The 25,479-nt window shown below is 73.5% G+C and carries 26 protein-coding genes and 4 pseudogenes; 10 read left to right on the forward strand and 20 right to left on the reverse strand.

Going from position 1 to position 25,479, the window contains the following annotated elements:
- The first annotated feature begins 33 nt into the window (after positions 1-33).
- Positions 34-225 (forward strand): hypothetical protein, encoded by a 192-nt coding sequence (locus tag AC4IHM_RS01570; protein ID WP_490865271.1) that lies wholly within the window; start codon positions 34-36, stop codon positions 223-225.
- A 40-nt stretch (positions 226-265) separates the two neighbouring features.
- Here the strand turns inward: AC4IHM_RS01570 and AC4IHM_RS01575 are convergent, their stop codons facing one another.
- The 4 genes from AC4IHM_RS01575 to AC4IHM_RS01590 form a co-directional block, all read right to left on the reverse strand.
- Positions 266-751: a DUF5709 domain-containing protein gene (locus tag AC4IHM_RS01575; protein WP_490865272.1), complete on the reverse strand. Its 486-nt coding sequence runs from the start codon at positions 749-751 to the stop codon at positions 266-268.
- Positions 752-822: 71 nt separating this feature from the next.
- The gene (locus AC4IHM_RS01580) at positions 823-2,298 is read right to left on the reverse strand and encodes a hypothetical protein (protein WP_490865273.1); all 1,476 of its coding nucleotides are present in this window, start codon (positions 2,296-2,298) and stop codon (positions 823-825) included.
- A gap of 198 nt (positions 2,299-2,496) precedes the next feature.
- A complete protein-coding gene (locus tag AC4IHM_RS01585) occupies positions 2,497-4,851 on the reverse strand; it encodes a glycoside hydrolase family 65 protein (RefSeq protein ID WP_490865274.1) in 2,355 nt (784 codons plus the stop codon).
- Positions 4,848-5,588 (reverse strand): beta-phosphoglucomutase family hydrolase, encoded by a 741-nt coding sequence (locus AC4IHM_RS01590; protein ID WP_490865275.1) that lies wholly within the window; start codon positions 5,586-5,588, stop codon positions 4,848-4,850. Before AC4IHM_RS01590 ends, AC4IHM_RS01585 begins: the two co-directional genes overlap by 4 nt.
- Before the next feature lie 54 nt (positions 5,589-5,642).
- On the opposite strand from AC4IHM_RS01590, the gene AC4IHM_RS01595 reads away from it, so the two are divergent.
- Positions 5,643-6,290, forward strand: a complete 648-nt coding sequence (locus AC4IHM_RS01595) for a nucleoside/nucleotide kinase family protein (RefSeq protein ID WP_490865276.1) — start codon at positions 5,643-5,645, stop codon at positions 6,288-6,290.
- A gap of 70 nt (positions 6,291-6,360) precedes the next feature.
- Here the strand turns inward: AC4IHM_RS01595 and AC4IHM_RS01600 are convergent.
- Positions 6,361-6,774: pseudogene (locus AC4IHM_RS01600) on the reverse strand (FhaA domain-containing protein); the annotation flags it as partial.
- A gap of 77 nt (positions 6,775-6,851) precedes the next feature.
- The gene (locus AC4IHM_RS01605; protein WP_490865277.1) at positions 6,852-7,013 is read right to left on the reverse strand and encodes a hypothetical protein; all 162 of its coding nucleotides are present in this window, start codon (positions 7,011-7,013) and stop codon (positions 6,852-6,854) included.
- A 226-nt stretch (positions 7,014-7,239) separates the two neighbouring features.
- Here AC4IHM_RS01605 and AC4IHM_RS01610 point away from each other — a divergent pair, with 226 nt between their 5' ends.
- Together AC4IHM_RS01610 and AC4IHM_RS01615 are read left to right on the forward strand one after the other, a co-directional pair.
- Positions 7,240-8,157, forward strand: coding sequence for a MurR/RpiR family transcriptional regulator (locus tag AC4IHM_RS01610; RefSeq protein WP_490870733.1), 918 nt, complete (start codon positions 7,240-7,242; stop codon positions 8,155-8,157).
- A gap of 143 nt (positions 8,158-8,300) precedes the next feature.
- On the forward strand, positions 8,301-8,678 hold the full coding sequence (locus tag AC4IHM_RS01615; RefSeq protein ID WP_490865278.1) for a hypothetical protein: 378 nt from the start codon (positions 8,301-8,303) through the stop codon (positions 8,676-8,678).
- A gap of 24 nt (positions 8,679-8,702) precedes the next feature.
- On the opposite strand, the gene AC4IHM_RS01620 is transcribed toward AC4IHM_RS01615, so the two are convergent.
- The gene (locus AC4IHM_RS01620) at positions 8,703-9,191 is read right to left on the reverse strand and encodes a flavin reductase family protein (RefSeq protein WP_490865279.1); all 489 of its coding nucleotides are present in this window, start codon (positions 9,189-9,191) and stop codon (positions 8,703-8,705) included.
- A gap of 22 nt (positions 9,192-9,213) precedes the next feature.
- The gene (locus tag AC4IHM_RS01625; RefSeq protein ID WP_490865280.1) at positions 9,214-9,402 is read right to left on the reverse strand and encodes a hypothetical protein; all 189 of its coding nucleotides are present in this window, start codon (positions 9,400-9,402) and stop codon (positions 9,214-9,216) included.
- Positions 9,403-9,465: 63 nt separating this feature from the next.
- Between AC4IHM_RS01625 and AC4IHM_RS01630 the strand changes: the two genes are divergently transcribed.
- Together AC4IHM_RS01630 and AC4IHM_RS01635 are read left to right on the forward strand one after the other, a co-directional pair.
- Complete coding sequence (locus tag AC4IHM_RS01630; RefSeq protein ID WP_490865281.1) at positions 9,466-10,227, forward strand: TetR family transcriptional regulator; 762 nt, start codon at positions 9,466-9,468, stop codon at positions 10,225-10,227.
- 145 nt (positions 10,228-10,372) lie between these two features.
- Positions 10,373-10,786, forward strand: a complete 414-nt coding sequence (locus AC4IHM_RS01635; protein ID WP_490865282.1) for a Zn-ribbon domain-containing OB-fold protein — start codon at positions 10,373-10,375, stop codon at positions 10,784-10,786.
- 7 nt (positions 10,787-10,793) lie between these two features.
- Here AC4IHM_RS01635 and AC4IHM_RS01640 read toward each other — a convergent pair whose 3' ends face one another.
- Entirely contained in the window at positions 10,794-11,195 is a 402-nt protein-coding gene (locus tag AC4IHM_RS01640; RefSeq protein ID WP_490865283.1) for a PPOX class F420-dependent oxidoreductase, read from the reverse strand.
- A gap of 132 nt (positions 11,196-11,327) precedes the next feature.
- On the opposite strand from AC4IHM_RS01640, the gene AC4IHM_RS01645 reads away from it, so the two are divergent.
- Together AC4IHM_RS01645 and AC4IHM_RS01650 are read left to right on the forward strand one after the other, a co-directional pair.
- Complete coding sequence (locus AC4IHM_RS01645; protein WP_490865284.1) at positions 11,328-12,383, forward strand: hypothetical protein; 1,056 nt, start codon at positions 11,328-11,330, stop codon at positions 12,381-12,383.
- 96 nt (positions 12,384-12,479) lie between these two features.
- The gene (locus AC4IHM_RS01650) at positions 12,480-13,847 is read left to right on the forward strand and encodes a S1 family peptidase (protein WP_490865285.1); all 1,368 of its coding nucleotides are present in this window, start codon (positions 12,480-12,482) and stop codon (positions 13,845-13,847) included.
- Between the two features lie 130 nt (positions 13,848-13,977).
- On the opposite strand, the gene AC4IHM_RS01655 is transcribed toward AC4IHM_RS01650, so the two are convergent.
- The 5 genes from AC4IHM_RS01655 to AC4IHM_RS01675 form a co-directional block, all read right to left on the reverse strand.
- Positions 13,978-14,163: a hypothetical protein gene (locus AC4IHM_RS01655; protein ID WP_490865286.1), complete on the reverse strand. Its 186-nt coding sequence runs from the start codon at positions 14,161-14,163 to the stop codon at positions 13,978-13,980.
- A 181-nt stretch (positions 14,164-14,344) separates the two neighbouring features.
- On the reverse strand, positions 14,345-15,145 hold the full coding sequence (locus AC4IHM_RS01660) for an SDR family NAD(P)-dependent oxidoreductase (protein ID WP_490865287.1): 801 nt from the start codon (positions 15,143-15,145) through the stop codon (positions 14,345-14,347).
- A gap of 48 nt (positions 15,146-15,193) precedes the next feature.
- Entirely contained in the window at positions 15,194-16,120 is a 927-nt protein-coding gene (locus AC4IHM_RS01665; protein ID WP_490865288.1) for an SDR family oxidoreductase, read from the reverse strand.
- A 118-nt stretch (positions 16,121-16,238) separates the two neighbouring features.
- Positions 16,239-16,868, reverse strand: coding sequence for an MBL fold metallo-hydrolase (locus AC4IHM_RS01670; RefSeq protein ID WP_490865289.1), 630 nt, complete (start codon positions 16,866-16,868; stop codon positions 16,239-16,241).
- The gene (locus tag AC4IHM_RS01675; RefSeq protein WP_490865290.1) at positions 16,868-17,956 is read right to left on the reverse strand and encodes an S-(hydroxymethyl)mycothiol dehydrogenase; all 1,089 of its coding nucleotides are present in this window, start codon (positions 17,954-17,956) and stop codon (positions 16,868-16,870) included. Before AC4IHM_RS01675 ends, AC4IHM_RS01670 begins: the two co-directional genes overlap by 1 nt.
- A gap of 179 nt (positions 17,957-18,135) precedes the next feature.
- Here AC4IHM_RS01675 and AC4IHM_RS01680 point away from each other — a divergent pair, with 179 nt between their 5' ends.
- A complete protein-coding gene (locus tag AC4IHM_RS01680; protein ID WP_490865291.1) occupies positions 18,136-19,890 on the forward strand; it encodes an ABC transporter ATP-binding protein in 1,755 nt (584 codons plus the stop codon).
- Between the two features lie 76 nt (positions 19,891-19,966).
- Here the strand turns inward: AC4IHM_RS01680 and AC4IHM_RS01685 are convergent, their stop codons facing one another.
- The gene (locus tag AC4IHM_RS01685; RefSeq protein ID WP_490865292.1) at positions 19,967-20,251 is read right to left on the reverse strand and encodes a hypothetical protein; all 285 of its coding nucleotides are present in this window, start codon (positions 20,249-20,251) and stop codon (positions 19,967-19,969) included.
- Positions 20,252-20,524: 273 nt separating this feature from the next.
- Here AC4IHM_RS01685 and AC4IHM_RS01690 point away from each other — a divergent pair, with 273 nt between their 5' ends.
- Positions 20,525-20,971, forward strand: coding sequence for a DUF5980 family protein (locus tag AC4IHM_RS01690; protein WP_490865293.1), 447 nt, complete (start codon positions 20,525-20,527; stop codon positions 20,969-20,971).
- 61 nt (positions 20,972-21,032) lie between these two features.
- Here the strand turns inward: AC4IHM_RS01690 and AC4IHM_RS01695 are convergent.
- The 5 genes and pseudogenes from AC4IHM_RS01695 to AC4IHM_RS01715 all read right to left on the reverse strand — a co-directional run bounded on the left by AC4IHM_RS01695 (position 21,033) and on the right by AC4IHM_RS01715 (position 25,409).
- Positions 21,033-21,540, reverse strand: a pseudogene (locus AC4IHM_RS01695) (metallophosphoesterase family protein).
- Between the two features lie 460 nt (positions 21,541-22,000).
- Complete coding sequence (gene rfbB, locus AC4IHM_RS01700) at positions 22,001-22,975, reverse strand: dTDP-glucose 4,6-dehydratase (protein WP_490865294.1); 975 nt, start codon at positions 22,973-22,975, stop codon at positions 22,001-22,003.
- 132 nt (positions 22,976-23,107) lie between these two features.
- Positions 23,108-23,287 carry a hypothetical protein gene (locus tag AC4IHM_RS01705; protein ID WP_490865295.1) on the reverse strand — a complete coding sequence of 60 codons (180 nt, stop codon included), beginning with the start codon at positions 23,285-23,287 and terminating at the stop codon, positions 23,108-23,110.
- 160 nt (positions 23,288-23,447) lie between these two features.
- Positions 23,448-23,610: pseudogene (locus AC4IHM_RS01710) on the reverse strand (ATP-binding protein); the annotation flags it as partial.
- A gap of 505 nt (positions 23,611-24,115) precedes the next feature.
- A pseudogene (locus tag AC4IHM_RS01715) lies at positions 24,116-25,409 on the reverse strand (S1 family peptidase).
- Between the last annotated feature and the right edge of the window lie 70 nt (positions 25,410-25,479).

Genomic DNA, 25,479 nt, shown 5'->3' on the forward strand with positions numbered 1-25,479 from the left:
GAAGCAGCGATCCGGAACCGAGGAGCACTGATCATGTCGATGTCACAGCCCGACGACGACCGCGTCACCGCGGACGGCCTGCTCCACGCCCGCACCGGCACGGAGGTGTCCCCGGAGGACATCGTCCTGGCGGCCGGCCGGGACATCACCCCGGAGAACCTGGAGTGGGCCAGGCACAAGCTGGCCGAGGAGGGGCCCGCGGCCCTGGACAAGCTGCTGCCCTGACCCGCGGGCCGGCTGGGCGGGCCGGGGCCCGCCCACGCCGTCACGCGTCGTCGCGGTCCGGCAGTTCCGTCTCGTCCTCGACGACGTGCACGGCGGCCTCCTCGGCACCCGCGGCTCCGCCGTCGATGCCGACGTCCTCGGCGACCGTCTCCTTGGTCGTGTCCTCGCGTACGCCCTCGTCGGGGGCGACCAGCCGCCCCGAGCGCTCGGTGCCCGCCTCCGGGTCGACCGGTTCGCCCTCGCCGCCGGGCTCGTCGCCCACTCCGTCGCCGTCCGGTGCGGACACGTCGGGCACCTCCTCGGCGAGCCGTTCGTCGAGGGTCTCGCCGGCGCGCTGCTCGGCGGCCGTGGTGCCGTGCCTGGTCACACCGAGGGGCTTCTCCGGCGGGGAGTAGCCCTCGTCGAGTGTGTCGTCGTAGGTCCGCTCGTCGACGGCGTCCTCGAGGTCGAGGGGCGCGGCGTCCGCCTGCTCCTCGTTGGTTCCGGTGGGCTGGTAGGCGTCATCGGCCATCGGGTCCGTGCCCATCGCTGCCTCCCTCTCGCGCCGCGTCGGCCGCGTCGTCTCGTGTCCGGTTCGCGTTTCCCGATACGCGATCTCTAACCCGGGGGCGCGACGCGGATCTCCAGACCGGCGACGCGGTGCGGGGTCCAGTCGCGGGCGTAGCCGGGCGGGCTGCCGCCCGGTCCGGTCAGGGCGGCGACCGGGATCCGGCGGGCGGTGTCCGCGATCTCGGCGGCGGTGGTGTTCTCGTTGTTGCCGCCGGTCGCGCCGGAGGAGCAGCCGGCGTAGTAGCCGATCGGGATGGACTCGTGCTCGGTGAGCAGACAGGGCGGCCGGACCCCGAGCCGGTGCAGCGCGTCGGCGGTGCGGGCCCAGTCCCGGCGGCTTTCGACGCTGCGGCCGACGGTGTCCGCGAGGACGCCGAACTGCACCGCCAGGTGCCCGGCAAGCACGAGCGCGACCAGCGTCGCGGCCACCGGGCGCCAGCGGCCCCGGCCGGTCCTGACCAGGTGCCACAGCGCGTCGGCGACCGGGACGGCGAGGAGGGCGTAGGCGGGCTGCAGGAAGCGGGGCGCCGCGTAGCCGATCAGGAACAGGTACGGCAGCGCGGCCGTGGCGGCGCAGGCGAGCGGGATCAGTGTCCGGGCGGCGCGCCGGGCCCGGACGGCGACGACGACGGCGAGGACGGCGACGGCCGGCAGGAGCAGCCACCACAGGGTGATCACCGGGTGCGGCATGGATCCGGTGCACGGGCGGCACAGCCCCCGTCCGCCCAGGCTGCGCAGTTGGTCGCCGACGGCGAGGTGCCAGCCGAGGCCGCCCTGGATCTCGGAGGCCCGGGAGAGCCGTTCCCCGAGGCCGCCGTACCAGGCGTACGCCTCGACCACCCACTCCCCTCCCCCGGCCGCGAGGCCCCCGGCGAGGGCGAGCAGCGGCGGCCAGTGGCGGCGTACGAGGGCGATGCCGAGCAGGGGCAGGGCCGCCCAGACCGCGTCGGTGGGCCGCATCAGCGCCATCAGCGCGGCCCCGGCCGCCAGGCCCCACAGCGGTGCCCGGCCGGAGTGCCCCTGCCGGGCCCGCAGGAAGCAGCCCACGCAGATCAGGGCGCCGATGGCGACCCAGTAGTTGGGCATGGCCTGCGGGCCGTAGAAGAGGGTCACCCACAGGGTGGCGAAGAACGCGCCGGCCGTGGCCAGGACTCGGGCCGGGAACAGGCCCTTCCAGGTGCGCAGGGCGAGATACAGGCCGAGGCCCGACAGTACGGCGAGGTAGACGCGCAGCAGTTCGGTGGAGGCCGACCAGGAGGCGACGGGTGCCACCAGCAGGGAGACGCCCCGGGCGCGCGGTGCGCTGAAGAAGGCGGCGGGGTGGTGGGCGGTGACCTGGCTGACGTACACCGTCTCGTCCCAGCCGAGCCCCATCCAGGGGTGGACGAGGGCGAGTTGGAGCAGGGTGAAGGCGGCGGCGACCGCCGCGAGCGGGGCGGCGCCGCGCAGCCGGGGGGTGCCGGACCGCGTGGCCGTCTCACCCCGCAGCCGGCCGACGAGAAGGGCGTTCACGCCGTCGGCCATCGTGCACCCCTCACCCCCGCGTGCCGCGGGGCCGCTCGTCCTCGCCTCCGGCGGCCCGGGGCGGGAGCCCGCGGAACGGGCAAAGCGGGCGGTCCGGATAAAGCCTGAAAGCAAGGTCAAACTAACCCGCGTGCCGTCGCCGCGCAGGGCGGGACTCGGCCGGACGCGCCGTCCCGTCCCGCTGCCGGGCCCGGTGGGTCAGCGGGCGTTGGGGCGGCGGTGCGGCGGCTGTTCGGGGGTGGGCCGCCGCTTGGCCTCGGGAATGGCGCGGCTGACGGGGCCGTCCCCGTTCATCCGCACCGCGCTCCCGTGGTGGTGGATGGTCAGGGGCGCACCGCTCAGCAGCGTGTACGTCGCCTTGTCGGCGGCGATCTCCACGCGCAGGCACCGGCCGCGGAACTGGAGCCGGAAGGCCAGGCGGCTGAACTTCTCGGGCAGGCGGGGCGTGAAGCGCAGGCTCTCGCCCTCCCGGCGGGTGCCGCCGAACCCGGCGACCAGCGCCATCCAGGTACCGGCGAGCGACGCGATGTGCAGTCCGTCGCGGGTGTTGTGCTCCAGGTCCGCCAGGTCCATCAGGGCGGACTCGGCGGCGTAGTCGTAGGCCAGGCGCAGATGTCCGGTCTGGGCGGCGATGACGGCCTGGCAGCACGTGGACAGGGAGGAGTCGCGTACGGTCAGCGGCTCGTAGTAGGCGAAGTTCGCGGCGATCTGGTCCTCGTCGCAGTGGGCGTCGAACCAGCTGCCGCAGGTGTACATCGCCAGCACGAGGTCGGACTGCTTGACGACCTGTTTGCGGTAGAGGTCGAAGTAGGGGAAGTGCAGCATCAGCGGGTACTGGTCGGCGCCGGTGCGGTCGAAGTCCCAGCGCTGGTGGCGGGTGTAGCCCGCGGCCTGTTCGTGGACGCCGATCTCCTCGTTGTAGGGGATGTGCACGGACTCGGCGGCGTCCCGCCAGGCGGCGCTCTCCTCTTCGTCGACGCCGAGCCGGGCGGCCTCGTCCGGGTGGCGTTCGCACACCTCGGCGGCGGCGAGGAGGTTCGCGCGCGCCATGAGGTTGGTGTAGGTGTTGTCGTCGACGACGGCGCTGTACTCGTCGGGTCCGGTGACGCCGTCGATGTGGAAGACGCCGTGGGGGTCGTGGTGGCCGAGGGAGCGCCACAGCCGGGCCGTCTCCACCAGCAGTTCGAGGGCGGTGTCGCGTTCGAAGACGGTGTCGCCGGTCGCCGCCGTGTAGCGCACCGCGGCGTGCGCGATGTCGGCGGCCACGTGGAAGGCCGCCGTGCCGGCCGGCCAGTACGCCGAGCCCTCCGAACCGTCGATGGTCCGCCAGGGGAACGCGGCGCCGCGCAGCCCGAGCTGGGCGGCGCGGTCCCGGGCGGCGGGCAGGGTGGCCTGGCGCCAGCGCAGCGCCTCGGCGACGGCCTTGGGCTCGGTGTAGGTCAGCACGGGCAGCACGAACATCTCGGTGTCCCAGAACGCGTGCCCGTCGTAGCCGGAGCCGGTCAGTCCCTTGGCCGGAATCGCCCGCTGCTCGGCGCGGGCACCGGCCTGCAGTACGTGGAACAGGGCGAAGCGGACGGCCTGCTGGATCTCCTCGTCGCCGTGCACCTCGACGTCCGAACGCGCCCAGAAGTCGTCGAGGTAGGCGCGCTGTTCGGCCACCAGGCCGTCCCAGCCGCCACGCGCGGCGGCGGCGAGCGCGGCCTCGACCTGATCGCTCATCGCGGGCCGGGAGCGGGCGCCCGACCAGCCGTGCGCGACCGTCTTGCGCACCCGCAGCCGCTGTCCGGGGTCCAGGACGGAGGTGATGGTCAGGCGGGCCACGTCGACGTTGCTCTCCTGGCTGGTGGTGGTCCCCTCGGGTCCGTCGACGACGTGGTCGGCGGCCACGGCGACCCGCAGACCGCTGCGCCGGGTGCGGTGGACCAGGCGCAGCCGGGATCCGACGGCCAGGTGCTCCTCCGGCTCCAGCGGGGACTGGAGCGCCTTGGCCGTGCGGGGGTCGCCGTCGGGGTCGGGCAGGCTCTCGTTGGTGACCAGCTCCGACTGGATCACCACCCGGGCCTGAGTGTCGACGGGCTCGACCTCGTACTCCACGGCGGCGACGGCGCGCTGGGTGAGGGAGACGAGCCGGGTGGAGCGCACCCGGACGGTCGTCCCGGCCGGGGAGGTCCACTCGCAGGTCCGCTCCAGCACGCCGCGCCGCATGTCGAGGGCGCGTTCGTGCTTGACGAGCCGCCCGTAGCGCAGGTCGAACGGCTCGTCGTCGACCAGCAGCCGCAGCAGTTTGCCGTTGGTGACGTTGATGACCGTCTGGCCGGACTCGGGGTAGCCGTAGCCCGCTTCGGCGTAGGGCAGCGGATGCAGTTCGTGGACGCCGTTGAGGTAGCTGCCGGGCAGTCCGTGCGGTTCGCCCTCGTCGAGGTTGCCGCGCCAGCCGACGTGCCCGTTGGACAGGGCGAAGACGGACTCGCTCTGCGCCAGGAGGTCGAGGTTGAGGGCGGTCTCGCGCACGCACCAGGGCTCGACGGTGTAGGTCCGGTTGGTGATCATGCCTGGCCTCCCAGCTCGGCGAGGTCCTTGACGACGTGGTCGGCGCCGTGGGCGTACAGGGCTTCGGTCTGGCCCACGCGGTCGACGCCGACGACGTAGCCGAAGTGTCCTGAGCGGCCGGCGTCCATGCCGGCGAGCGCGTCCTCGAAGACGGCGGCGCGGGAGGGTTCGACACCCAGGTCACGGGCGGCGGCCAGGAAGGTGTCGGGGCGCGGTTTGCCCGGCAGTCCGCGTTCGCGGGCCACCACGCCGTCGATCCGTACGTCGAACAGGCGCTCGGCGTCGATGGAGCGCAGCACGTCCTCGGTGTTGGCGCTGGAGGAGACGATCGCGGTGGCGAGGCCCGCGGCGCGCACCGCCTCGATGTAGCGCAGCGTGCCCTCGTACGGCTCGACGCCGTCGGTGTGGATCTTCTCGAGGAGCAGTTCGTTCTTGCGGTTGCCCAGGCCGTTGACGGTCGGCGCGTCGGGCGGGTCGTCGGGGCTGCCCTCCGGCAGCTGTGTGCCGCGGGAGGCGAGGAAGGAGCGTACGCCGTCGGCGCGGGGGAGGCCGTCGACGTACTCGCCGTAGTCGGAGTCGGTGAAGGGGCGGAAGTCCGCGCCGTCCCGCTCGCGCAGGAAGGCGTCGAAGGTCTCCTTCCAGGCGGCGGCGTGCACCACCGCCGTCCTGGTGACGACCCCGTCGAGGTCGAAGAGGCAGGCCTGGATGCCGTCGGGAAGTCCGAGCTGCGTCGTCATACCCGACACAGTTCCCCACGGGAGCGGGTCCGATCAGGTGACACACTGTCGGGCGTGCCACTCACCTTCGACGACCTCCTCGTCCGCGCCCGCGCTCTGCCCCGGGACGGCCGGCGCGCGGTCCTGGGCATCGCGGGCAGCCCCGGCGCGGGCAAGTCGACGCTCGCCGGGCATCTGGTGCGGAAGCTGAACGGGAGCGGCGAGCCGTGGGTCGCGCACGTCCCCATGGACGGCTTCCACCTCGCGGACGCCGAGTTGGACCGGCTCGGCCGCCGGGACCGCAAGGGCGCGCCGGACACCTTCGACGCGGCCGGGTACGCGGCGCTGCTGCGCCGGCTGCGCGTGGAGACGGACGGCGAGACCGTGTACGCGCCCGGCTTCGAGCGGACGCTTGAGCAGCCGGTCGCCGGGGCCGTGCCGGTGCCGCCGTCGGCGCGGCTGGTGGTGACGGAGGGCAACTACCTGCTGCTGGAGACCGGCGCCTGGGCGCGGGTGCGGCCCCTCCTGGACGAGGTGTGGTTCTGCGCACCGGCCGAGGAGGAGCGTGTGCGCCGGCTGGTGGCCCGGCACGAGGCGTTCGGCAAGTCTCCCGAGGAGGCCCTCGCCTGGGCACTGGGCACCGATCGCCGCAACGCCGGCCTGGTGGCGGCGACCCGGCACCGGGCCGACCTGGTGGTGCCGCCGGGCGCGATGCCGCCGTGACCGCCGCAGACGAGCCCCGCGGACGGGCAGTGGGCGCCTCCGCCACGACCGGGCAGGTACGACCCACCGGTCAGGCCACGGCGCCTCGGCCGCCGGCCTGCGGGAAGCCCTCGGCGCTCACCTGCGGCAGCACTCTGCTCGCCCCGCGGTAGCGGCCGTTGGGCACGTCGTCCGACCTGGTGATGTGCCCGGCCGGCGGGCCGGCCCACTCGTACCCGTGCCGTTCGGCGTGCCGGGCCGGCGTGTCGGTGAGCACCTGGCCCACCCGCCCGTCGCGGCGGGCCAGTTCGTCGTGGACGGCGCCGGTGAGGGCCACGTCGTAGGCGTTGGGGACCATGGTCCGGCCCGCCGGGCAGACCACGGCGTTGCCGCCGCATTCGCGGCGCAGGGCGTCGAGGAGTTCGACCGGGTCCCGGTCGAGGATCCGTGCCCACAGCGCTTCCCAGTGGCTTTCCGGAGTCTTTTCCGGCGCGCCGACGGCGCCCGTGCGGTGTCACCTGCCGGGGGTGCTCGGGGTCGGTCGGCCGGGTGCGGCGCGGTCGTGCCGCGGTCGCCGGGCGGTCATTCCTCGTCGTAGTCGTCGGGGCGGACGTGCGCCTCCTCCAGGGCCTCGCGCAGGGTCCGGCCGGTGCCGCCCGGCGGGCGGTCCGTGTCCTGCCGGCGCTGGTCGAGCACCTCGTCGGTGGTGTCGGTCTTCGGCCGGTTCTCTTCCGGGACGGTCATGTCGGCGACTCCTCGTCCGTGTCGGCGGGCCCTTTTTCGCCCGTGGTCCCTTCCGTGACGGCGGGTTCCCGGCCGGCGCGGTGCTATCCCCCGCGGGGGCCGGATTCCGGTCTCGCACCAGGTGTGCCCCGGGCCGGACGGCCACCGGGAAGGCCGGTCGGACCGCCCTGCCGACCACGGAGAGTGGGCTATGTTGACCCCCGTGGGAGACAAGGGAGACGCGCCCCTGCCATCGCCGCAGCAGGCACGCGCACAGGCGTCGGCGATCACCTCGGGACGGGCGGCACCGGAGACGGAGGTCTCCCCCACGTCCCGGCTCAGGACCCTGTTCGACCGGCCCCGGCTCTCCCCCGGGCAGCGGCGCATCGCGCAGTACCTCATCGAGCACCTCCCCGAGGCGGCGTTCCTGTCGATCACCGACCTCGCCGACCGGGTCGGGGTGAGCCAGCCGTCGGTGACCCGGTTCGCCTCGGCGGTCGGCTTCAGCGGTTACCCGGCGCTGCGGGAGCGGCTCCAGTCGATCGCGCTGGGCGGTCGCGGCGGGGCGCCGGACGAGGAGTACCGGGGCAACGAACTCCAGGCTGCCGTCGACGCCGAGATCGAGAACCTGGAGAATCTGCGGCGCGACTTCGCCGACGCCGACCGGGTCATCAACGTCGGCCGCAAGCTGGCCGCGTCGGCGCCGCTGACCGTCCTCGGGCTGCGGATCTCCGTCTCGCTCGCCGAGTACTTCGCCTACGCCGCCCGCCGCGTCCACCCCGACGTGCGCCTCGTGACGCGCGGCGGCAGCGTCGCCTACGACGCCCTGCTGCAGTCCCGGGAGGCGGGCGGCACCTGGGTGCTGGCCTTCTCCATGCCCCGGCACGCCCACGAGACCCTGGGTGCGGTCCGGGTGGCGCGCGGTGCCGGTCTGAAGGTGGCGCTGATCACCGACCTGGCGCTCGGTCCCGTCGTGGACGAGGCCGACGTCACGTTCGCCACGGGCACGGGGTCACGGCTGGTCTTCGACTCCTACGCGGCGCCGGGTGTGATGTGCGCGGCACTGCTCCAGGCCATGACCGACGCCGATCCCGAGCGGACGCAGGCCCGGCTGGAGGAGTACGAGCAGGTCGCCGACCAGCACCAGTTCTTCCTGCGGGAATGAACGCGCACCCTTGAATCAGGCATGAATGTTTTCATACGTCTTGCAAAGATGATGGCATATATAAATACTGCTCAAGGATCGTGACCCGGCGCCGACCCGGGGCGCCCCACCCCGGCGACGCCGCACACCCGGAAGCGATGATCATGACCTTGATGACGACGCGCATCGGCCCGGACTGGCCGTGCCAGGTCAAGACGCCCGGCAGTTACGACTGGGAACGCTCGGCGGCCAAATGGCTGCGCGAGCTGGTGCCGGCCCGCTACGCCGGTTATCCGGCGCTGATCCGGCACCCCGTGCTGCTCGCCCGTCATGCGCAGATCCAGGTCCAGCACGAGATCCGGGTGGCCCGCACCGCTCTGCAGACGGCTCGGGCCGACCTGCCCCGGCTCGGCCTGCCCGAGTCGGTCATCGAGCACACCATCAAGCTCTACGCGGCCGAGGTCCTGCAGTTGCAGCACATCGCGCGCAGCGTCCGGGCGGTCACCGCGGCACTCGTCGAGCGGGGCGGCGGCGGACGCTGACCCGCACCGCATCGGGAGCCCGGGTCAGCCCACGGGGTGACCCGGGCGGATGGTGACGGAGTCGGCGAGCCGCAGCAGCGGTCCGCCGGACGTCTCGCGCCCGCCCCACTCGACCGGTTCGAGGACGAACCCCACGTGGTCGCCCCCGGCCGCCCGCCGCACGACCCGGCCGACGAACCACGCCTCGGCCTCCTCCAGCACGGCGGCCCCGCCGTACCCCTCCCGCCAGCGGACCTGCCGGAACTTGTCGACCCGGTCACCGGTCTGCCCGCCGAAGACCTCGGCCGTCCCGCGCCGGCCGCGGGTGAGCAGATGGACCGCCAGCACGTCGGCGGACCGCGCCACCCGGAAGGTCCGGTTCACCTCGGAGAGCCACACGACGAACCGCACGGGTTCGATGGAGCACTGCGAGGAGAAGCCGACCAGGCAGCCCGCCCGCTCCCCCTGCGCCACGGCCGTCACCACGCACATGTCCGGGTCGAGCCGGTCGAGGAAGGCGTCCATGGCGGCCATGTTAGGGGGCGCTGGCCGTGCTTCAGGCCGCGAGGAGGCGTCGCAGGACCGTGCGCAGGGCGGCGACGAAGGCGTCCGGCAGGGCGGTGGCGTCCCGGGGACGGCACCGGGCCAGGTCGGACTCCTCGCGCAGCCGGGAGGTCGGGAAGATGTCCTCGGGGCCGGCCGGAAATGATCGTATGCGACCGGCGCGGCGGTACCACGAGCGCACTCAGTTCCCTCGTTTCCCTGCACTGCGTGCCATGGACGTCGGTGAGCTGCTACGTTCCCCTGCATGAGGTCCAGCAGTGCGGCGCCCCGTCGCGGGGACGGTACGGACGCGGCGGGTGCCCGGCCGCCGATGCGGGAGGCGCTGGTCTCGGCGGCGTTCCGGCTCTTTCTGGAGCGGGGCTACGAACAGACGACGGTCGACGACATCGTCACGCTCGCCGGTGTCGGACGCCGGTCGTTCTTCCGCTACTTCCCGTCCAAGGAGGACGTGGTCTTCCCCGACCACGAACGGTGCCTGGCCGACATGAAGGCCTTCCTGGCCGCCTCGCCCGAGGACGCCGACCCGGTGCGGCGGGTCTGCGACGCGGCCCGGCTGGTGCTGCGCATGTACGCGGAGAACCCCGGGTTCTCGGTGCAGCGTTACCACCTCACCAAGAAGGTACCCGGGCTGCGCGCCTACGAGTTGTCGGTGGTGTGGCGCTACGAGCGCGCCCTCGCGGAGTATCTGCGCGGGCGCCTGGGCGAGCGGACGGACGGGTTCCTGCACGCCGACGTGATCGCGGCGGCGGTGGTCGCGGCGCACAACAACGCCCTGCGCTCCTGGCTGCGTTCGGACGGGCGGGACGACGCGGTCGCCGCGGTGGACCACGCGCTGGGGTACGCGCAGTCCGCGTTCGGCGGCGTTCCCGTTGCGCCCCGCGGCGAGGCACCCGAGGACGTGGTGGTCGTGGTCGCGCGTCGCGGGACGCCTCTGTGGCAGGTCGTCCGGGAGGTCGAGACCGCGTTCGGACCGGACCGGCCGGCCGGCGGCCGGAGCAACGAGTAGAAATTCAAGGGTACGCAGTACCTTTACGAGTGACACTGAGTGCCATAACCTGTGGGCGTGCACGGTGGCACGGCGAGCCGCGCACACGCGTGGCCGGGCGACGGCACACGCGGGATTCCGGCCCGAGTGCAGGGAGTTGACCACCGTGTACCACCACTCAGGAAACGTCGCTCAGCAGGCAGCCGGCTCCACGACGGGTGTGCTCGACTCCGAAGCCCCGGAGAGCGAGGCCGTGTTCTTCCAGCGCTGCACCTGGTGCGGCACCACCATGTACCACCGGGTGCTGTGCCCGGTCTGCCGCGGCAGCGACCTGCGGACGGAACGCAGCGCGGGCACGGGGACGGTGCGCCACGCCACGGTGGTGCACCGCAACTCCTCGGCGGCGCGCAATGTGTCCCTGATCGAGATGGCCGAGGGCTTCGTGCTGCGCGGCCGGGTCATGGGCCCGCTCATCGGCATCCACAGCGGCGACCGGGTGCGGCTGTCCACGGCCAAGGACCCGGTGCGCGGCGAGCCGGTCTTCCAACTGGTCGACGAGCCGTACCGGGCCTGGACCTGAGCGCCGGTCAGTCCCCGGCCGCCGGGGGCGCCGATGTGATGCGGATGCCCACGGTGCCGTCCCGTCCCCGGCGCAGCCGGCTGCCGAAGAGGGTGAGCCGGCCGGCGATGCCGTACTTGCGGGCGATGAGCCGGCGATAGCGGCCGGTGGTGGCCGGGTCGCACAGCTCCGCCGTCGCCGGGACCTGGTCGCCGGTCGGCCTGCCGCGCACGTCGCAGGGGCCGACCAGGACATCGGCGCGGTTGCGGACGCGCTTGACCTTCCAGGAGTCGGCGACCGTCCAGACGCCGAGCGCGTCCCCGTCCCCTACGACCCACACCGGGGTGGCGACCGGCGTGCCGTTCTTCCGGTAGGTGGTGACCAGCAGGTACTTGCCGGCACCGAGCCGGGCCAGCGTCGCGTCGTCCATGCTCCGGGAGTCTAGGCGCGCGAAGGGTGCGGGGCGAGGCCCCGGCCCCGCGGCCGGGCGCGCGAAAAAGGTTCGCCCCGTCGGGCCGGTCCTGCGAGATGCTGGGCACGGGCACGAGTGAGGGGCCGTGGTGTGACCGGGACGCAGGAGAACGAGGCACCGACGGGGGTGTTCTGGGAGGTCGCGTGCGACGAGTCGGGGTCGGACGGGGAGAACCTCACCGGCGGGAACACCGACGTGTTCGCCCATGCCGGCGTGCGGCTGCCGATGGCGTCGGCCGCGGCGTCCCTGCGTGAGGTACGGGACCGGATCCGCTCGCCCGCGGAGGAGTACAAGGCCAACCACCTGCTGCGGGAGAAGCACCGCGGGGTGCTGGAGTGGCTGCTCGGCCCGCGGGGGCCGCTCCACGGGCGCGCGCAGGTGCATCTCACCGAGAAGGCGTACTTCGTGGTGGACCGGACCGTCGGGATGCTGCTCGGTGACCCGGCGCAGGCCCTGCCGCTGTACCGCGAGGGGCTGCGGACCCTCGGCGAGGAGGGCCGGCGGGAGTTCCTGGGGGCGGCCAACCGGCTGCTGTGGGTCCGCTGGGTACGCGACAACGGCAGCGGCGTCGGCCGCGGGGACCCGGCGTCCCCCGTCGACGCCTTCTTCCGCACGGTGGACTCCCTGCGCCGCACGCACGCCGGTACGGACGTGGCGGCGACGCTGGAGCGGCTGGCGGCGGCCCGGCCCCGGGCGGACGCCTACCGGGCGCGGCTCCTGGACGGGCCGGTGCTGGTCCCGGTGCTCAATCCGCTGCTGCCGGCCATCGTCGCCACGGCCGCGTACTGGAGCGCGGGCGGGCGCACGGTCCGTCTGGTGCACGACCGGCAGAACATGCTGACGCCGCAGCGGATCGCCTGGGTGGAGGAGACGGCCCGGCTGGCGGGCGTCCGGCTCGACGGGCTGCGGCTGGTCCGCGCGGGGCTCGATCCCCGGGTGCAGCTCGCCGACTTCCTCGCCGGGATCGCCCGCCGGGTCGCCTCCGACGAACTGGGCGGACACGGTGACGCCGCGCTCACCGCGCTGCTGCGGCCCTACGTCGACGCGGCCTCCGTGTGGGGGGACGAGGGCAGTTGGGCCCGGCTCACCGGTGGCGCGGCGCCCGCCGCGCCGGCCGCGGGCGCGACGACTCCGCCTGTTCGGTGAACGCGGGCGGGCCCGGCCCCGTATGGGAGGAGGGCGCTCGACGTCCGGAGGTCCCCGCGGCGGCGACGCCGTGTGTTCGGGTTCGGGAGCGCACGCATGAGGCACGCACGACGACGCATCGTCCGGCGAGTGGCACGGCTGGCGGCCGTCGGCGGACTGCTGGTCGGGGCGACGATGGTCACCCGGGCCGTGGCGAGCGAACCCCCGGGCCCGGCAGCGGCCCCGCACACGCTGGCGCAGTCCGCGTCCGGCGCGGGCGCGGACCTCGTGTCGCGGCTGGGCGGCGACCGTACGGCGGGGCACTGGGTCGGCTCCGACGGGCGCCCGGTCGTCGCGGTCACCGACGAGGGCACGGCCGAGGAGGTGCGGCGCTCGGGCGCCACCGCGAAGGTCGTGCGGCACAGCATGACCGAGCTGAGGTCGGCCGCGTCGACGCTGCGTGCGGCGCCCCGGGTGCCCGGCACCGCGTGGGCGCTCGACTACCGGTCGAACGAGGTGGTGGTACGGGGCGACAGCACCGTCTCCGGGTCCGACTGGTCCCGGCTGACCGGCGTCGCGGAGGGCATCGGCGGCTTCGTGCGCATGGAACGCACCGAGGGCACGTTCACCACGCGTCTGAACGGGGCGGAGCCGATCCTGTCCACGGCGGGGCGCTGCTCGGCGGGCTTCAACGTGACCGACGGCAAGCGCGACTTCATCCTCACCGCGGGCCACTGCGGGCCGACGGGGTCCGTCTGGTTCGGGGACAGCAGGGGGGACCGGCAGATCGGCAGGACGGTCGCCGGGAGCTTCCCCGGGGACGACTTCTCCCTGGTGGAGTACGCGAACGGCAAGGCGGGCGACGGTGCCGACGTGGTGGCGGTCGGCGACGGCAAGGGGGTGCGGATCACGGGTACGGGTGACCCCGCCGTCGGGCAGCGGATCTTCCGCAGCGGCAGCACCAGCGGGCTGCGCGACGGCCGGGTGACGGCCCTGGACGCGACGGTGAACTACCCGGAGGGCACGGTCACCGGCCTCATCGAGACCGATGTGTGCGCCGAGGCCGGGGACAGCGGGGGGCCGATGTTCTCGGAGGGCGTCGCGCTCGGCGTGACCTCGGGCGGCAGCGGCAGCTGTGCCCAGGGGGGCACGACGTTCTTCCAGCCGCTGCCGGAGGCCCTGGAGTCGCTCGGCGTCCGGCTGATCGTCTCCGCCCAGGAGGGCACCGGACAGGAGGCCGGGTCCTCGTCGCCGACCGCCACCGGCACCGGAGGGACCGCCCCGGGTGCCGCGGCACCGGGGGCGACGGCACCCGTGACGGGCGAGAGCACGACCCTGCTGGCCCGTCTCACGGACCGCCGCAACGTCGGCCCCGGGCTGCTGGTCGTCGCGGGCAGCCTGCTGGTCCTGGTGGCCAGCCGATGGATCCGCGCGGAACACGACCGCAAGGCCTATCGGCGGCACTACTCGGCGACGTGGGGGTGAACCCGTGGGCACATGTGACGGTGCTCACGGGCACCACCGCGACCGGGGTCGGTGCGAGCAGGGCACCCGCTTGGTGAGGGTGCTCGGGTACCGGGGCTCCGAAGCGCCGGGAGGGTCTCGAACGCGCCTGTCAGGCGGCTTTTACGGACCCCGGGGCCACGGTGGCCCACTCCGTGACGAGCCGCTGGTACTCCGCTCGCTGCTCGACGCTCAGTGTCCCGCCCGACCGGAGCCACAGGGCCCGGATCTCCTCGTTGACCTCGGCAGCCGATCGCTCGGAGGAGGGTTCAACAGTGGTGGACATGCTGTGAAGCATACGGCGCCGGGCGTGAAGACGATGTGAGTAATCACAAGACAAACGGACATAACGGACCGTGTTACTAGTCACGTCGACTCCCTCATCTGTCAATACCTACCGGCGAGTTCATACCTCACCCATGTGTCCTGTCGCACATGCCCGTGGCTCCGCCGCTGCGGTGCCGCACGCCACCGGCCGGTCAGTCCGTGCCGTCCGGCTCCCGCAGGGCCCGACGGAACCCGGTGTTGACCGCGGTCAGTCCCCCGTCGACCACGAGCGTGGCCCCGGTGACCCAGGACGCGTCGCGCGAGGCGAGGAAGGCGACGGCCGCCGCGATGTCCTCGGGCTCGCCGACCCGCCCCAGCGGGTACAGCCCCCGCACCGCCGCCAGTTCCTCGTCCCGGCCCTCCCATGCCGTGGTGCGCACCGTGCCCGGCGTCACGAGGTTGACGCGGACACCGCGCGCGGCGGCGTGTCCGGCGAGGGTGCGGGTCAGCGAGGCGAGGCCCGCCTTGGCGGCGCTGTAGGCGTGGTTGCCGAAGTCCTGGACGCCGTTGACCGAGCCGATGCTCACGATCGCACCGCGCCCCGAGGCCGCCAGGTGGGGCAGCGCGGCCCGGCAGCAGCGGTAGGCGCCGCCGAGGGTCACGTCGAGGTCGCGGGCCCAGACCTCGTCGGACTCGTCCTCGAAGAGCGGGGCGTCGGGGGCGCAGGCGTAGGCGTTGTTGACCAGTACGTCGAGGGTGCCGAAGGCGTCCACGGCGCGGGCGACGGCCGCCTCGACGGACGCCCGGTCGGTCACGTCGCAGGCGAACGCCTCGACGGCGAGCCCCTGCCCGGTCAGTTCCCCCGCGGTCCGCCGTGCCGCGTCGAGGTCCACGTCGGTCAGCAGCACCCGGGCCCCCTCGGCGGCGAGCCGGTGTGCGGTGGCCGCGCCGATGCCCCGGGCCGCGCCCGTGACGAGTACTCCGTGATCCGTGAAACGCCTGGTGTCCGTCATGGGCCCGACGGTACTGCCGGCCCCCGTGTCCCGGTCCGTATCCGCCCGTCAGCGGTACCCGGTGACATCGGCCGGCCTGTCCGCGTCCTGCACCTCGACGAGATAGCGCCAGGCGTCCGGGCGGCTGCCGTCGAGGTCGGTGAAGCCGTACTCCCGGGCCAGGCCCCCGCTGGAGAGGGAGCGGCCGTTGAAGCGGGCCACGTCCGGGTCGGCGGCCAGGGCGGTGACGGCCCGGCCGGCATAGCGGGGCGTCTCGGAGATGGCGAAGTGCGGGACGCGGTCGAGGGCGTCGCGCCAGTTCTCCTCCCGCACGCCGAAGTGGTCGAGCATGATCTCCGAGCGCAGCCAGCCGGGGGTCAGCGCGACGGCGGTGGCGCCGCGCGGCCCGAGTTCGTGCCCGAGGGCGAAGGCCATGCGCAGGACCGAGGTCTTGGCGAGGTCGTAGAAGAAGGAGTTGCGGTAGTGCTCGCGGTTGTACTCGTCGGTGCCGTCGGTCACCTCGACGACCAGTCCGCCGGGGCGGCGCAGCAGCAGGGGCAGGGCGTGGTGGCTGGTGACGGCGTGCGTCTCCACCGCGAGGCGCAGGAGCCTGAGCCCCTTGTCGAGGTCGTGCTCCCAGACGGGGCTGTCCCACTCGAAGAGGTTCTCGCCGCCCCAGATGTCGTTGACCAGGATGTCGAGGCGGGCCTGTTCGCGGGCGACGCGGTCGACGAGCAGCGCGACCTGTGCCGGTTCGAGGTGGTCGGCGGGTACGGCGATGCCGTGGCCGCCGGCCTCGGTGACCAGGTCGGCGGTGTCCTCGATGGTCTCCGGGCGGTCGTACTCGGAGCGCCGGGCGCGGGTGCTGCGGCCGGTGACGTAGACGGTGGCGCCGGCCGCGCCCAGTTCGACGGCGATGCCGCGGCCGGCGCCCCTGGTGGCTCCCGCGACCAGCGCGACCCTGCCTGCCAGCGGCTTCTTCGGTGACTCTGCCATGTCCGGCTCCCGTTCCTCTCCCCCACGAGCGATGTCGTGATCGAGAGTGCCCGGGAAACCGGACATCTTCTGTCACCTTTTCCGCGTGTCCGCCTTGTCCGGTCTCGTGAGCGGCGGGTCAGTGCCCGCGTTCGATCCACTCCTCAAGGTGCGGGGCCTCGGCGCCGATGGTGGTCGACTCGCCGTGGCCGGTGCAGACCTCCGTCTCGGGCGGGAGCACGAGCAGCCGGTCGCGGATGGAGTCGATGATGGTCGGGAAGTCGGAGTAGGAGCGGCCCGTGGCGCCGGGTCCGCCCTTGAAGAGGGTGTCGCCGCTGAAGAGGGCGCCGAGGCCCGGGTCGTAGAGGCAGACCGCCCCAGGCGCGTGCCCCGGGGTGTGCAGGACCGTCAGGTCGGCGCCGCCGGCCTCGATGACCAGGCCGTCGGTCAGCCAGGCGTCGGGGTCCCGGTCGGGGTGGGTCTGCCGCCACAGCGGCAGGTCGTCGCGGTGCAGCCAGATGGTGGCGCCGGTGCGCTCGGCCAGCGCGGGCGCGGCGTCCACGTGGTCGTTGTGGGCGTGGGTGCACACGATGGCGGTGAGCCGGCGGTCCCCGACCGCCTCGGCGATGGCGTCGGCGTCGTGGGCCGCGTCGATGACGACGACCTCCTGGTCGTCGCCGACGAGCCAGACGTTGTTGTCGACGTCCCAGGTGCCGCCGTCGAGGCTGAACTGCCCCGAGGTGACGAGGCGTTCGATGCGGGCGGTCATCACAGCACCACCACCGAACGCAGCACGTCACCGGCGTGCATCCGCTCGAAGGCCTTCTCGACCTCGTCGAGCCGGACGGTCTCGGTCACGAACTTGCCCAGGTCCAGGCGGCCCTGGAGGTGGAGGTCGATGAGCATCGGGAAGTCGCGGGAGGGCAGGCAGTCGCCGTACCAGGAGGACTTCAGCGAGCCGCCGCGTCCGAAGACGTCGAGGAGCGGCAGTTCCAGCTTCATCTCGGGCGTCGGTACGCCGACGAGGACGACCGTGCCGGCCAGGTCGCGGGCGTAGAAGGCCTGCCGGTAGGTCTCGGGGCGGCCGACCGCCTCGATGACGACATCGGCGCCGAAGCCACCGGTCAGCTCGCGGATCGCCTCGACGGGGTCGTTCTCGCGGGAGTTGACGGTGTGGGTGGCGCCCATGCCGCGGGCGGTCTCCAGCTTGCGGTCGTCGATGTCGACGGCGATGACCTTCGCCGCCCCGGCCAGGTGGGAGCCGGCGATCGCCGCGTCGCCGACGCCGCCGCAGCCGATGACGGCGACCGTGTCACCGCGGCCGACGGCGCCGGTGTTGATCGCGGCGCCGATGCCCGCCATCACCCCGCAGCCCAGCAGGCCGGCCACCTGTGCGGAGACGGCCGGGTCGACCTTGGTGCACTGTCCGGCGGCGACCAGGGTCTTCTCGGCGAAGGCGCCGATGCCGAGGGCCGGGGAGAGTTCCTGGCCGGTCGAGGCGAGGGTCATCTTCTGCTCGGCGTTGTGGGTGTCGAAGCAGTACCAGGGCCGGCCGCGCAGACAGGCCCGACACTTGCCGCACACGGCACGCCAGTTGAGGATGACGAAGTCGCCGGGAGCCACGTCGGTGACGCCCGCGCCGACCGACTCCACGACACCCGCGGCCTCATGGCCGAGCAGGAAGGGGAAGTCGTCGCTGATGCCGCCCTGCTTGTAGTGCAGATCGGTGTGGCACACCCCGCAGGCCTGGATCTTGACCACGGCCTCCCCCGGACCGGGATCGGGCACGACGATCGTCTCGATCCGCACCGGCTCGTCCTTCCCCGGTGCGATCACGCCGCGTACTTCCTGCGCCATGGTGGTGACCCCTTCTTCGGCCGTTCAGAGTTCCCCCCGACCCTACGCGCCGCCGCTCGGCAAAGGGCAGGTGACAGGGCGGTTCGAAGGATGTGCCGGGTGGCTGCCGACCCTCCGCGGACCCCGCCGCGGGGCGCCGACGTAGCCTGAGTGCCCCAACCGCGCGCCGAGGGAGCATCGTGAGCATCGCAGAGCCGGATACCGGTCCGCCCGCCTGGCGACTGCTCCTGTCCTACGTACGGCCGCACCGGAGGGCCCTGTTGGCGGGCGCCCTGCTCTCGCTGCTGACCGGCGGCACCGCGCTGCTGCTGCCGCTGGTGGCGCGGGAGCTGATCGACGATCTCGCGCACGACCGGACCATCACCGGCGCCCTGCTGCTCATGTCGGGGCTCGTGGTCGTCAACACGGTGCTCGGGGCGCTGGGTTCCTATGTGCTGCGGCGCACCGCCGAGTCGGTGGTGCTCGGGGCGCGGCGCGCGCTGTCGTCGTATCTGCTGCGGCTGCGCGTCACCGCCGTGGACCGCACCGAGCCGGGTGATCTGATGGCCCGGATCACCTCCGACACGACCCTGCTGCGCGAGGTCACCACCGACTCCCTGATCGGCCTCGGCACCGGTGGGCTCACCCTGGTGGCGACGCTGGTGATGATGGGCGTGGTCGACCCGGTGCTCCTCGGGGTGACGCTGGCGGTGGTCCTCGGCGCGGGGACGGTCCTGGGCCTGATCGTGCCGCGCATCAACCGGGCGAGCCGGCAGGCACAGGACGCGGTGGGTGTGATGGGCGCGGCGCTGGAACGCACCCTCGGCGCGCTGCGCACGGTGAAGGCGTCCGGCGCCGAGCCCCGGGAGGAGCGGGCGCTGCACGAGGCGGCCGAGGAGTCGTGGCGGCAGAGCGTGCGCGCCGCCAAGTGGTCGGCCGCCGCGGGCAACACGGCCGGGCTGGCGATGCAGCTCGCCTTCATCACGGTGCTCGCGGTGGGCGGGGCGCGGGTGGCGACGGGGGCGATCGACGTGGCCACGCTGGTCGCGTTCCTGCTGTTCGTCTTCTATCTGATGTCGCCGATACAGCAGGTCGTCGGCGCGATCACGCAGTACCAGACGGGCCGGGCGGCGCTCGCCCGCATCCAGGACGCGCTGCGGCTGCCCGCCGAGCCGCCGGTGCGGCCCGTCCCGCTGCCGTCGCCGGGCGCTCGACCGGCGTCCGTCGCCTTCCACAACGTCCGCTTCCGCTACGCCGACGACCTGCCGTACATCCATCACGGGGTGACCTTCGACGTGCCGGCGCGCGGGATGACGGCGTTCGTCGGGCCGTCCGGCGCGGGCAAGACCACCGTCTTCTCCCTGGTCGAGCGGTTCTACGACCCGGTGTCCGGGGAGATCACGCTGGACGGCCGGAGCGTGACCGACTGGGAACTGGCCGCGCTGCGGGCCGCGATCGGTTACGTGGAGCAGGACGCCCCGGTGCTGTCCGGCTCGCTGCGGGACAACCTGCTGCTGGGCAGCCCGGAGGCGGACGAGGGCACCGTCGCCGCGGTGCTGAGGACGACCCGCCTCGACGGTCTGGTCGCCCGGCTGCCGAACGGCCTGGAGACGCTGGTGGGGCATCGCGGCACCAAGCTGTCGGGCGGCGAGCGCCAGCGGGTCGCCATTGCCCGCGCGCTGCTGCGCCGTCCCCGGCTGCTGCTGCTCGACGAGGCCACCTCGCAGTTGGACGCGGTCAACGAGGCGGCGCTGCGCGACACCGTGGCCGATGTGGCCCGGACGACCACCGTGCTGGTCGTCGCCCACCGGCTGTCCACGGTGACGACGGCCGACCGGATCGTGGTGATGGACGCGGGGCGGGTCCGCGCGGTGGGCACGCACCGGGAACTGGTGACCGCCGATCCGCTCTACGCGGAGCTGGCGGCGACGCAGTTCCTTGCCGCCGGCGGCTGATGGGCGGCGGGCGCGTCCGGACGTGCGTGAGGGCCGCCCGGCGTCGGGCGGCCCTCACGGCGGGTGCGGCCGGGGGTCAGCCCAGGGCGGGGACGGCGCCGAAGACCGGGGAGACCAGACCGGTGACCTGCTGGAGCTGGTCGAGGTCGTTCAGCCGGTTCAACTGCTGGGAGGGCCGGGGCAGTTGGGCTTGGTCCTCGGCGGGCATGTCGCCGGCCGCGAGCGAGTCCAGCGTCTCCGTCACACTGATCTTCTCCGGGCCCAGTGCGCTCCCGTCGGCCGCGCTCGCCATCGGCGCGGCGAGACCGGTGACACCGGCGGCGAGTCCGACGGCGGCGACGATACGTCGTGTTGAGATCATGCTCTGCGCAACGCGGGCGGGCCGGGCGCGGACACGGGCCGGTGGCGCCGCTCACCCGTGAGGACCAGTGGCTCGTCCGGCGTTCGAAGTTGCGGGCCCTCCTCCGGTCGGCGCGGGGCCCGGGGGCGGCTTCAGGCCACAGGTCATTGAAAGTACAACAACACCTTGTTCGGGGGCTGTTGCGTGAGTGAGACTCGTTGACGGCTGCCGGTCGGCGGGATCGACCGGGAGACCCGTTCGCGCTGCTCACGCGCGCCCAACCAGGAGGTAGCGATGAAGATTCGCCGTCGTGGGGCCGGATTGCTCTTCGGTCTGGTCTCGGCTCTCGCACTGACCATGCTCGGCACCGCCCCGGCCCAGGCCTCGACCACGGCGTCGACGTGGACGCTGGAGGCCGGGGGCCAGCGGATCTGCGTCGACGCGGCGCACGGGTGGCCCAACACCTACGCCTTCGCCCCGGTGTCCGGCACCTGGTCGAACCCGATCCGGACCGGTGTGCGGGACCTGCCTCCCGGCTCGTCCAGCGAGGGCGGCAGCACCATCGCGCCGGGTACGAACAACCGCCGTCCCGACGGTGCCCTGGTCATCAACGGCTTCCTCCAGCTGTCGCTCGCCCCCGCCCCGGTCGGTGACTACACCGCCGAGATCTGGGCCACCGACGGCACGGAGACCCAGACCGACTCGCTGCTGCTCGCGTACCGCGAGAGGTGCCCGGCGTAACGGAGCCGAGCCACGGCGCCCGGACGAGCGGTCCGGGCGCCCTCCCCGGTCCGGACGGCGGCTACCGGCGGGGCAGGCGGTGCAGCTCGAACGTCCCCGAGCCGGCCGTCGGCGGCCGTGGCCGTCATGTAGGTGCAGTACGGCTGACGGCGCCGGTCCGTCGGCGACCCCGGGTTGAGCAGGCGCGGGCCGCGGTCCGCGGTGGTGTCCCAGGGGATGTGGCTGTGCCCGAAGACCAGGACGTCCAGGCCGGGGAAGCGGGCGGCGCAGCGGGCCTCGCGCCCCTGGGCGGCACCCGTCTCGTGCACCACGCCGAACCGCACCCCGCCCAGCTCGGCGTACGCGACCTCGGGCAGCCGCGCCCGCAGACCGGCCCCGTCGTTGTTGCCGTACACGGCGACGAGCCGACGGCTGCGGCTCTCCAGCAGATCGAGGGTGTCCGTGTCGACCCAGTCCCCCGCGTGCAGGACGACATCGGCACGCGGGATCTCCGCCAGAAGCGGCGCGGGCAGTTCCCTCGCCCGCTTGGGGAGGTGGGTGTCGGACATCAGCAGCAGGGAAACTCCCATGAAGTCAGGCTAGGCGACGCGTCCCCTTGATCGCAGACAGCCGCGCCTCAGCCGCCGCGAACTTTGGCGGTGCGGCGATGCCGGTCCTGCCTCGGACATCGACGCTCACCGCAGGGCAGTCGGAAGGCGAGGAGCGGCCATGGTGCGGCGCCGACCTGACGGCCCGTACCCGCGTGGACTTCGGCTGGCGGCCGCCCGCCCGGGGTGCCGATCCACCCGTGGTGTCGCGATTCCTGCGTGGCGGCACAGGTCCTGGATGCCTGCGGCCGACACTCCGGCCACTGCGCGCGGTGTGCGTACAGCTGTGGCGCCGCCTCGCTCCGGAGACGCGCCGATGACCATCTGCGCGCGCTGCGACGAGCCCACCGAGAACCTCCCGCCGGCGCGAGGGTTCGGAGGTGTTGCTCACCAGACGAGTCACCGGCGTGCTCCGTTGCCGCTCGCTCCGTCAGGTCGTGCGTCAGGCGGTGGCGGTGCGTTGTTTGAGTGGGGCCCACCAGGGTCGGTTGTCTCGGTACCAGGCGACGGTTTCGGACAGGCCGGTGGTGAAGTCGTGGTGGGGGTGGTAACCGAGTTCGTCGTGGGCCTTGGTCCAGTTGACCGAGTAGCGCAGGTCGTGGCCCTTGCGGTCCTCGACGTGGGTGACCCGGTCCCAGCCGGCGTCGCAGGCGTCGAGAAGCAGGGCGGTCAGCTCGCGGTTGCTCAGTTCGGTGCCGCCGCCGATGTTGTAGACCTCGCCGGCCCGGCCCCGGATCCGCACGAGGTCGACGCCCCGGCAGTGGTCGTCGACGTGCAGCCAGTCGCGGACGTTGCGCCCGTCCCCGTACAGCGGGACCTGCCTGCCGTCCAGGAGGTGGGTGACGAACAGCGGGACGAGTTTCTCGGGGAACTGGTGCGGGCCGTAGTTGTTGGAGCACCGGGTCACCCGTACGTCCAGGCCGTGGGTGCGGTGGTGGGCGAGGGCCAGCAGGTCGCCCGACGCCTTCGAGGCGGAGTAGGGGGAACTCGGCCGCAGCGGGTGCTCCTCGGTGGCCGAGCCCGACTCGACGGAGCCGTAGACCTCGTCGGTGGACACGTGCACGAAGGGTCCGACACCGTGGCGCACGGCCGCGTCCAGCAGGGTCTGGGTGCCGACGACGTTGGTGAGGACGAAGTCGCGGGCGGCGTGGATCGACCGGTCGACATGGGACTCGGCGGCGAAGTGCACCACCTGGTCGGCCTCGGCCATCAGTTTGTCGACGAGTGCGGCGTCGCGGATGTCGCCGTGCACGAACTCCAGGCGCGGATGGCCGAGTTCGAGGTTGTCGAGGGTGCCGGCGTAGGTGAGGCGGTCCAGCACCGTGATCCGCGGTGCCTCGGGCTCGTCGCGGGCGAGGAGCATCCGGACGTACCAGGAGCCGATGAATCCGGCGGCGCCGGTGACCAGGAGGTTCATGAACGGTTCTCGTGCCTTGCTGCGGTCGGGGCGGGCCGTGCCGTACGGCCCCGACGCTACCGGCCCGGACGCGCACCGCGCCGGCACCGAGGCCGGCGCGCCGGGTGGGCCGCTACCGTCCGTGGGGCTCGGTCAGTCCTCGCCCCGGACGATGTTCGACTCCTGGCCCGGTTGCGGTGCGCGGGGAAATCTGCCGTCCTCGACAGCGGGTATCCAGGTGCGCATGGCGCCCCTGCTCCGCAGGCGACGGGCTTTCGACCATCCCGTCTCCAGGCGACGGACAGCGGATTTCCCGCCGGCGTCCGTGGTCACGAGGCATCATCTTCCTTCCTGCGTCCGGGTACGGTTCCCTTCCGGGTCCCCGGGCGCGGCGCCGTGAAACACCGGGCTCGGCGGTCCCGCGGGTCGGGCCGGGCCACGCCGGTGTCCCCCGGCGCCGGGTCGCGTTCCATGGCCGTCCCGGGCGGTCGGCTCACCGGGTCAGCGGGTTCTCGCTCCAGACCTGCTTGCCCCCGCTGACCGGCAGCGTCCCCCGCGTCGCCGACATCGCCTCGACGAGGAGGATGCCGCGCCCGCCGGTGGTCCCGGCCGATGCCGGCCGGTTTGACGGGCGTACGGGGCGAGGCGCCTGCGACCGGGCAGCCGCCGGACGCGGGGTAACCGTCCCGCACTCCGTACAGGGTCCGCGGCGCACCCGGCCGACTCGACCAGGCAGAGCAGGCGCGGGCGCTCGCGCGGATCCGCGCCGGCGCGATCGCCTTGAGGGCATCCTCGGCACGCGGCGTTCCCGATCCGCGTGCCGAGGACGCCCCCTCCGACCACGTCGCCATTGCAGCGCCGGTGGGACACCCGCGCAGGCCCTGCGGAGCCGGGTACCGGCGATCGGCGGCACGGGCGGGTCGCCGACAGCACCGGGCGCCCGCCGGACGCCGTACCCCGGCCGACTGCCCCCACAGCGGGCGGGGGCATGGATCCCGGCCCTCCGGGGCGGGAACGCGCGGCGGTCCGGTCCTCCCGCCGGAGGACCGGACCGCCCGCCACCGACCGCTTGGGCCGGAGATCGGTCAGGACCGTGGGCGACCGACCGTTCGGGCCGGTCGCGGGTCCGGAGTGTGTGTCCGGGGTACGGGGCTCCCGGGATCAGCCCATCGACCCGGAGCCATGACGGCTGCTGGTGCCGGTGCCGGTGCCCATACCCTCACCCGCGTGTCCGCCGCCGACGGCGTCGCCGCCCCCGGCCTCTTCCCCGCCGGCCTGGTCACCGGCGCCGGCCTCCTCGCCGCCCGCCTGGTCGCCCGCGCCGCCGCCCACCGGGTCGCCCAGGGTGGCGCCCACGGCCTCCAGGGCGGTGGTGACCGGCTGGAAGAAGGTCTCGCCGCCGGCCGTGCAGTCGCCGCTGCCGCCGGAGGTCAGGCCGATGGCGAGGCCGTCCCGGGTGAACAGGGAGCCGCCGCTGTCGCCGGGCTCGGCGCAGAACGTCGGTCTGTATGAGGCCCGTGACCGTGCCCTCGGGGTAGTTGACGGTGGCGTCAAGGCCGAGCACCTGCCCGTCGGCCAGTCCGGTCGTACTGCCCATGCGGAAGACCTCCTGGCCGACCGTCGCCTCCGCGGCCTGGCTGATCGCGAGGGTCTGGCCGCCGAGGTTCACCTCGCTCGGGGCCTCGGTCGCCGGGTCGTCGTACGTGACGAGCGCGAAGTCGCCCGCGCCGGGGAAGACGGCCTGGTCGACGGTGGCGAGCGGCTGCCCGCCCTGCGCGTCGGACCACTGGTCGGCCGCGACCCCGCAGTGACCGGCCGTCAGGAAGGCGGGGGTTCCGTCGCCCGCGGTGACGTTGAAGCCGAGTGAGCAGCGCACTCCGCCGGCGAAGATGGCGTCGCCGCCGGACGCGAAGGTCTTGAAGGTGCCGGCGGACTTCTTGATGGTGGCCATGCCGGAGCCGAGGCCCTCCACGGTGGACTCCAGCCGGTCCCAGTCGGCGCCGGTGACGGTGCTGTCGGCGGTCACGAGGATCTTGTTGGTGCGCGGGTCGATCGCCCACGCGGTGCCCGGGATGGTCGCCTCGGACTTCAGCGTCCGCGCGCCGCTCCTCAGCTCGCCCATGCTGTTGTCGACCTCGCGGACGTTGGCGCCCGCCTTCTTCGCCTCCACGACGACCCGGTCGTTGTCACCGGGGACGACGTTGACGACGAGCCGCTGGTCACCGGCGTCGTAGTACGAGCCGGCGAAGGCGTCGCCGAGCTGGCCGGCGAGTTGCGAGGCGAGATCCGACGCGTCCGCCGCCTTGAGGGTCCGCGGCGCCGCCGCGGCGTCGCCGGAGGCCTGGCCGTCCTGTGAGGCGTTGGCGTTGGGCAGCAGGATGGCGGCGGCGCCGAGCGCGACCACACCGCCTGCCGCGATCGCGGCCTTGCGCTTCGGAATTCGCTTGTGACTCAACCTTCTCGACCTCCTGGGGACGGGGTCCGTGCCGCCTGTCGGCAGCTGTGGGGGGCACCTGGACGGCTGT

Source organism: Streptomyces sp. SL06 (assembly GCF_058244745.1).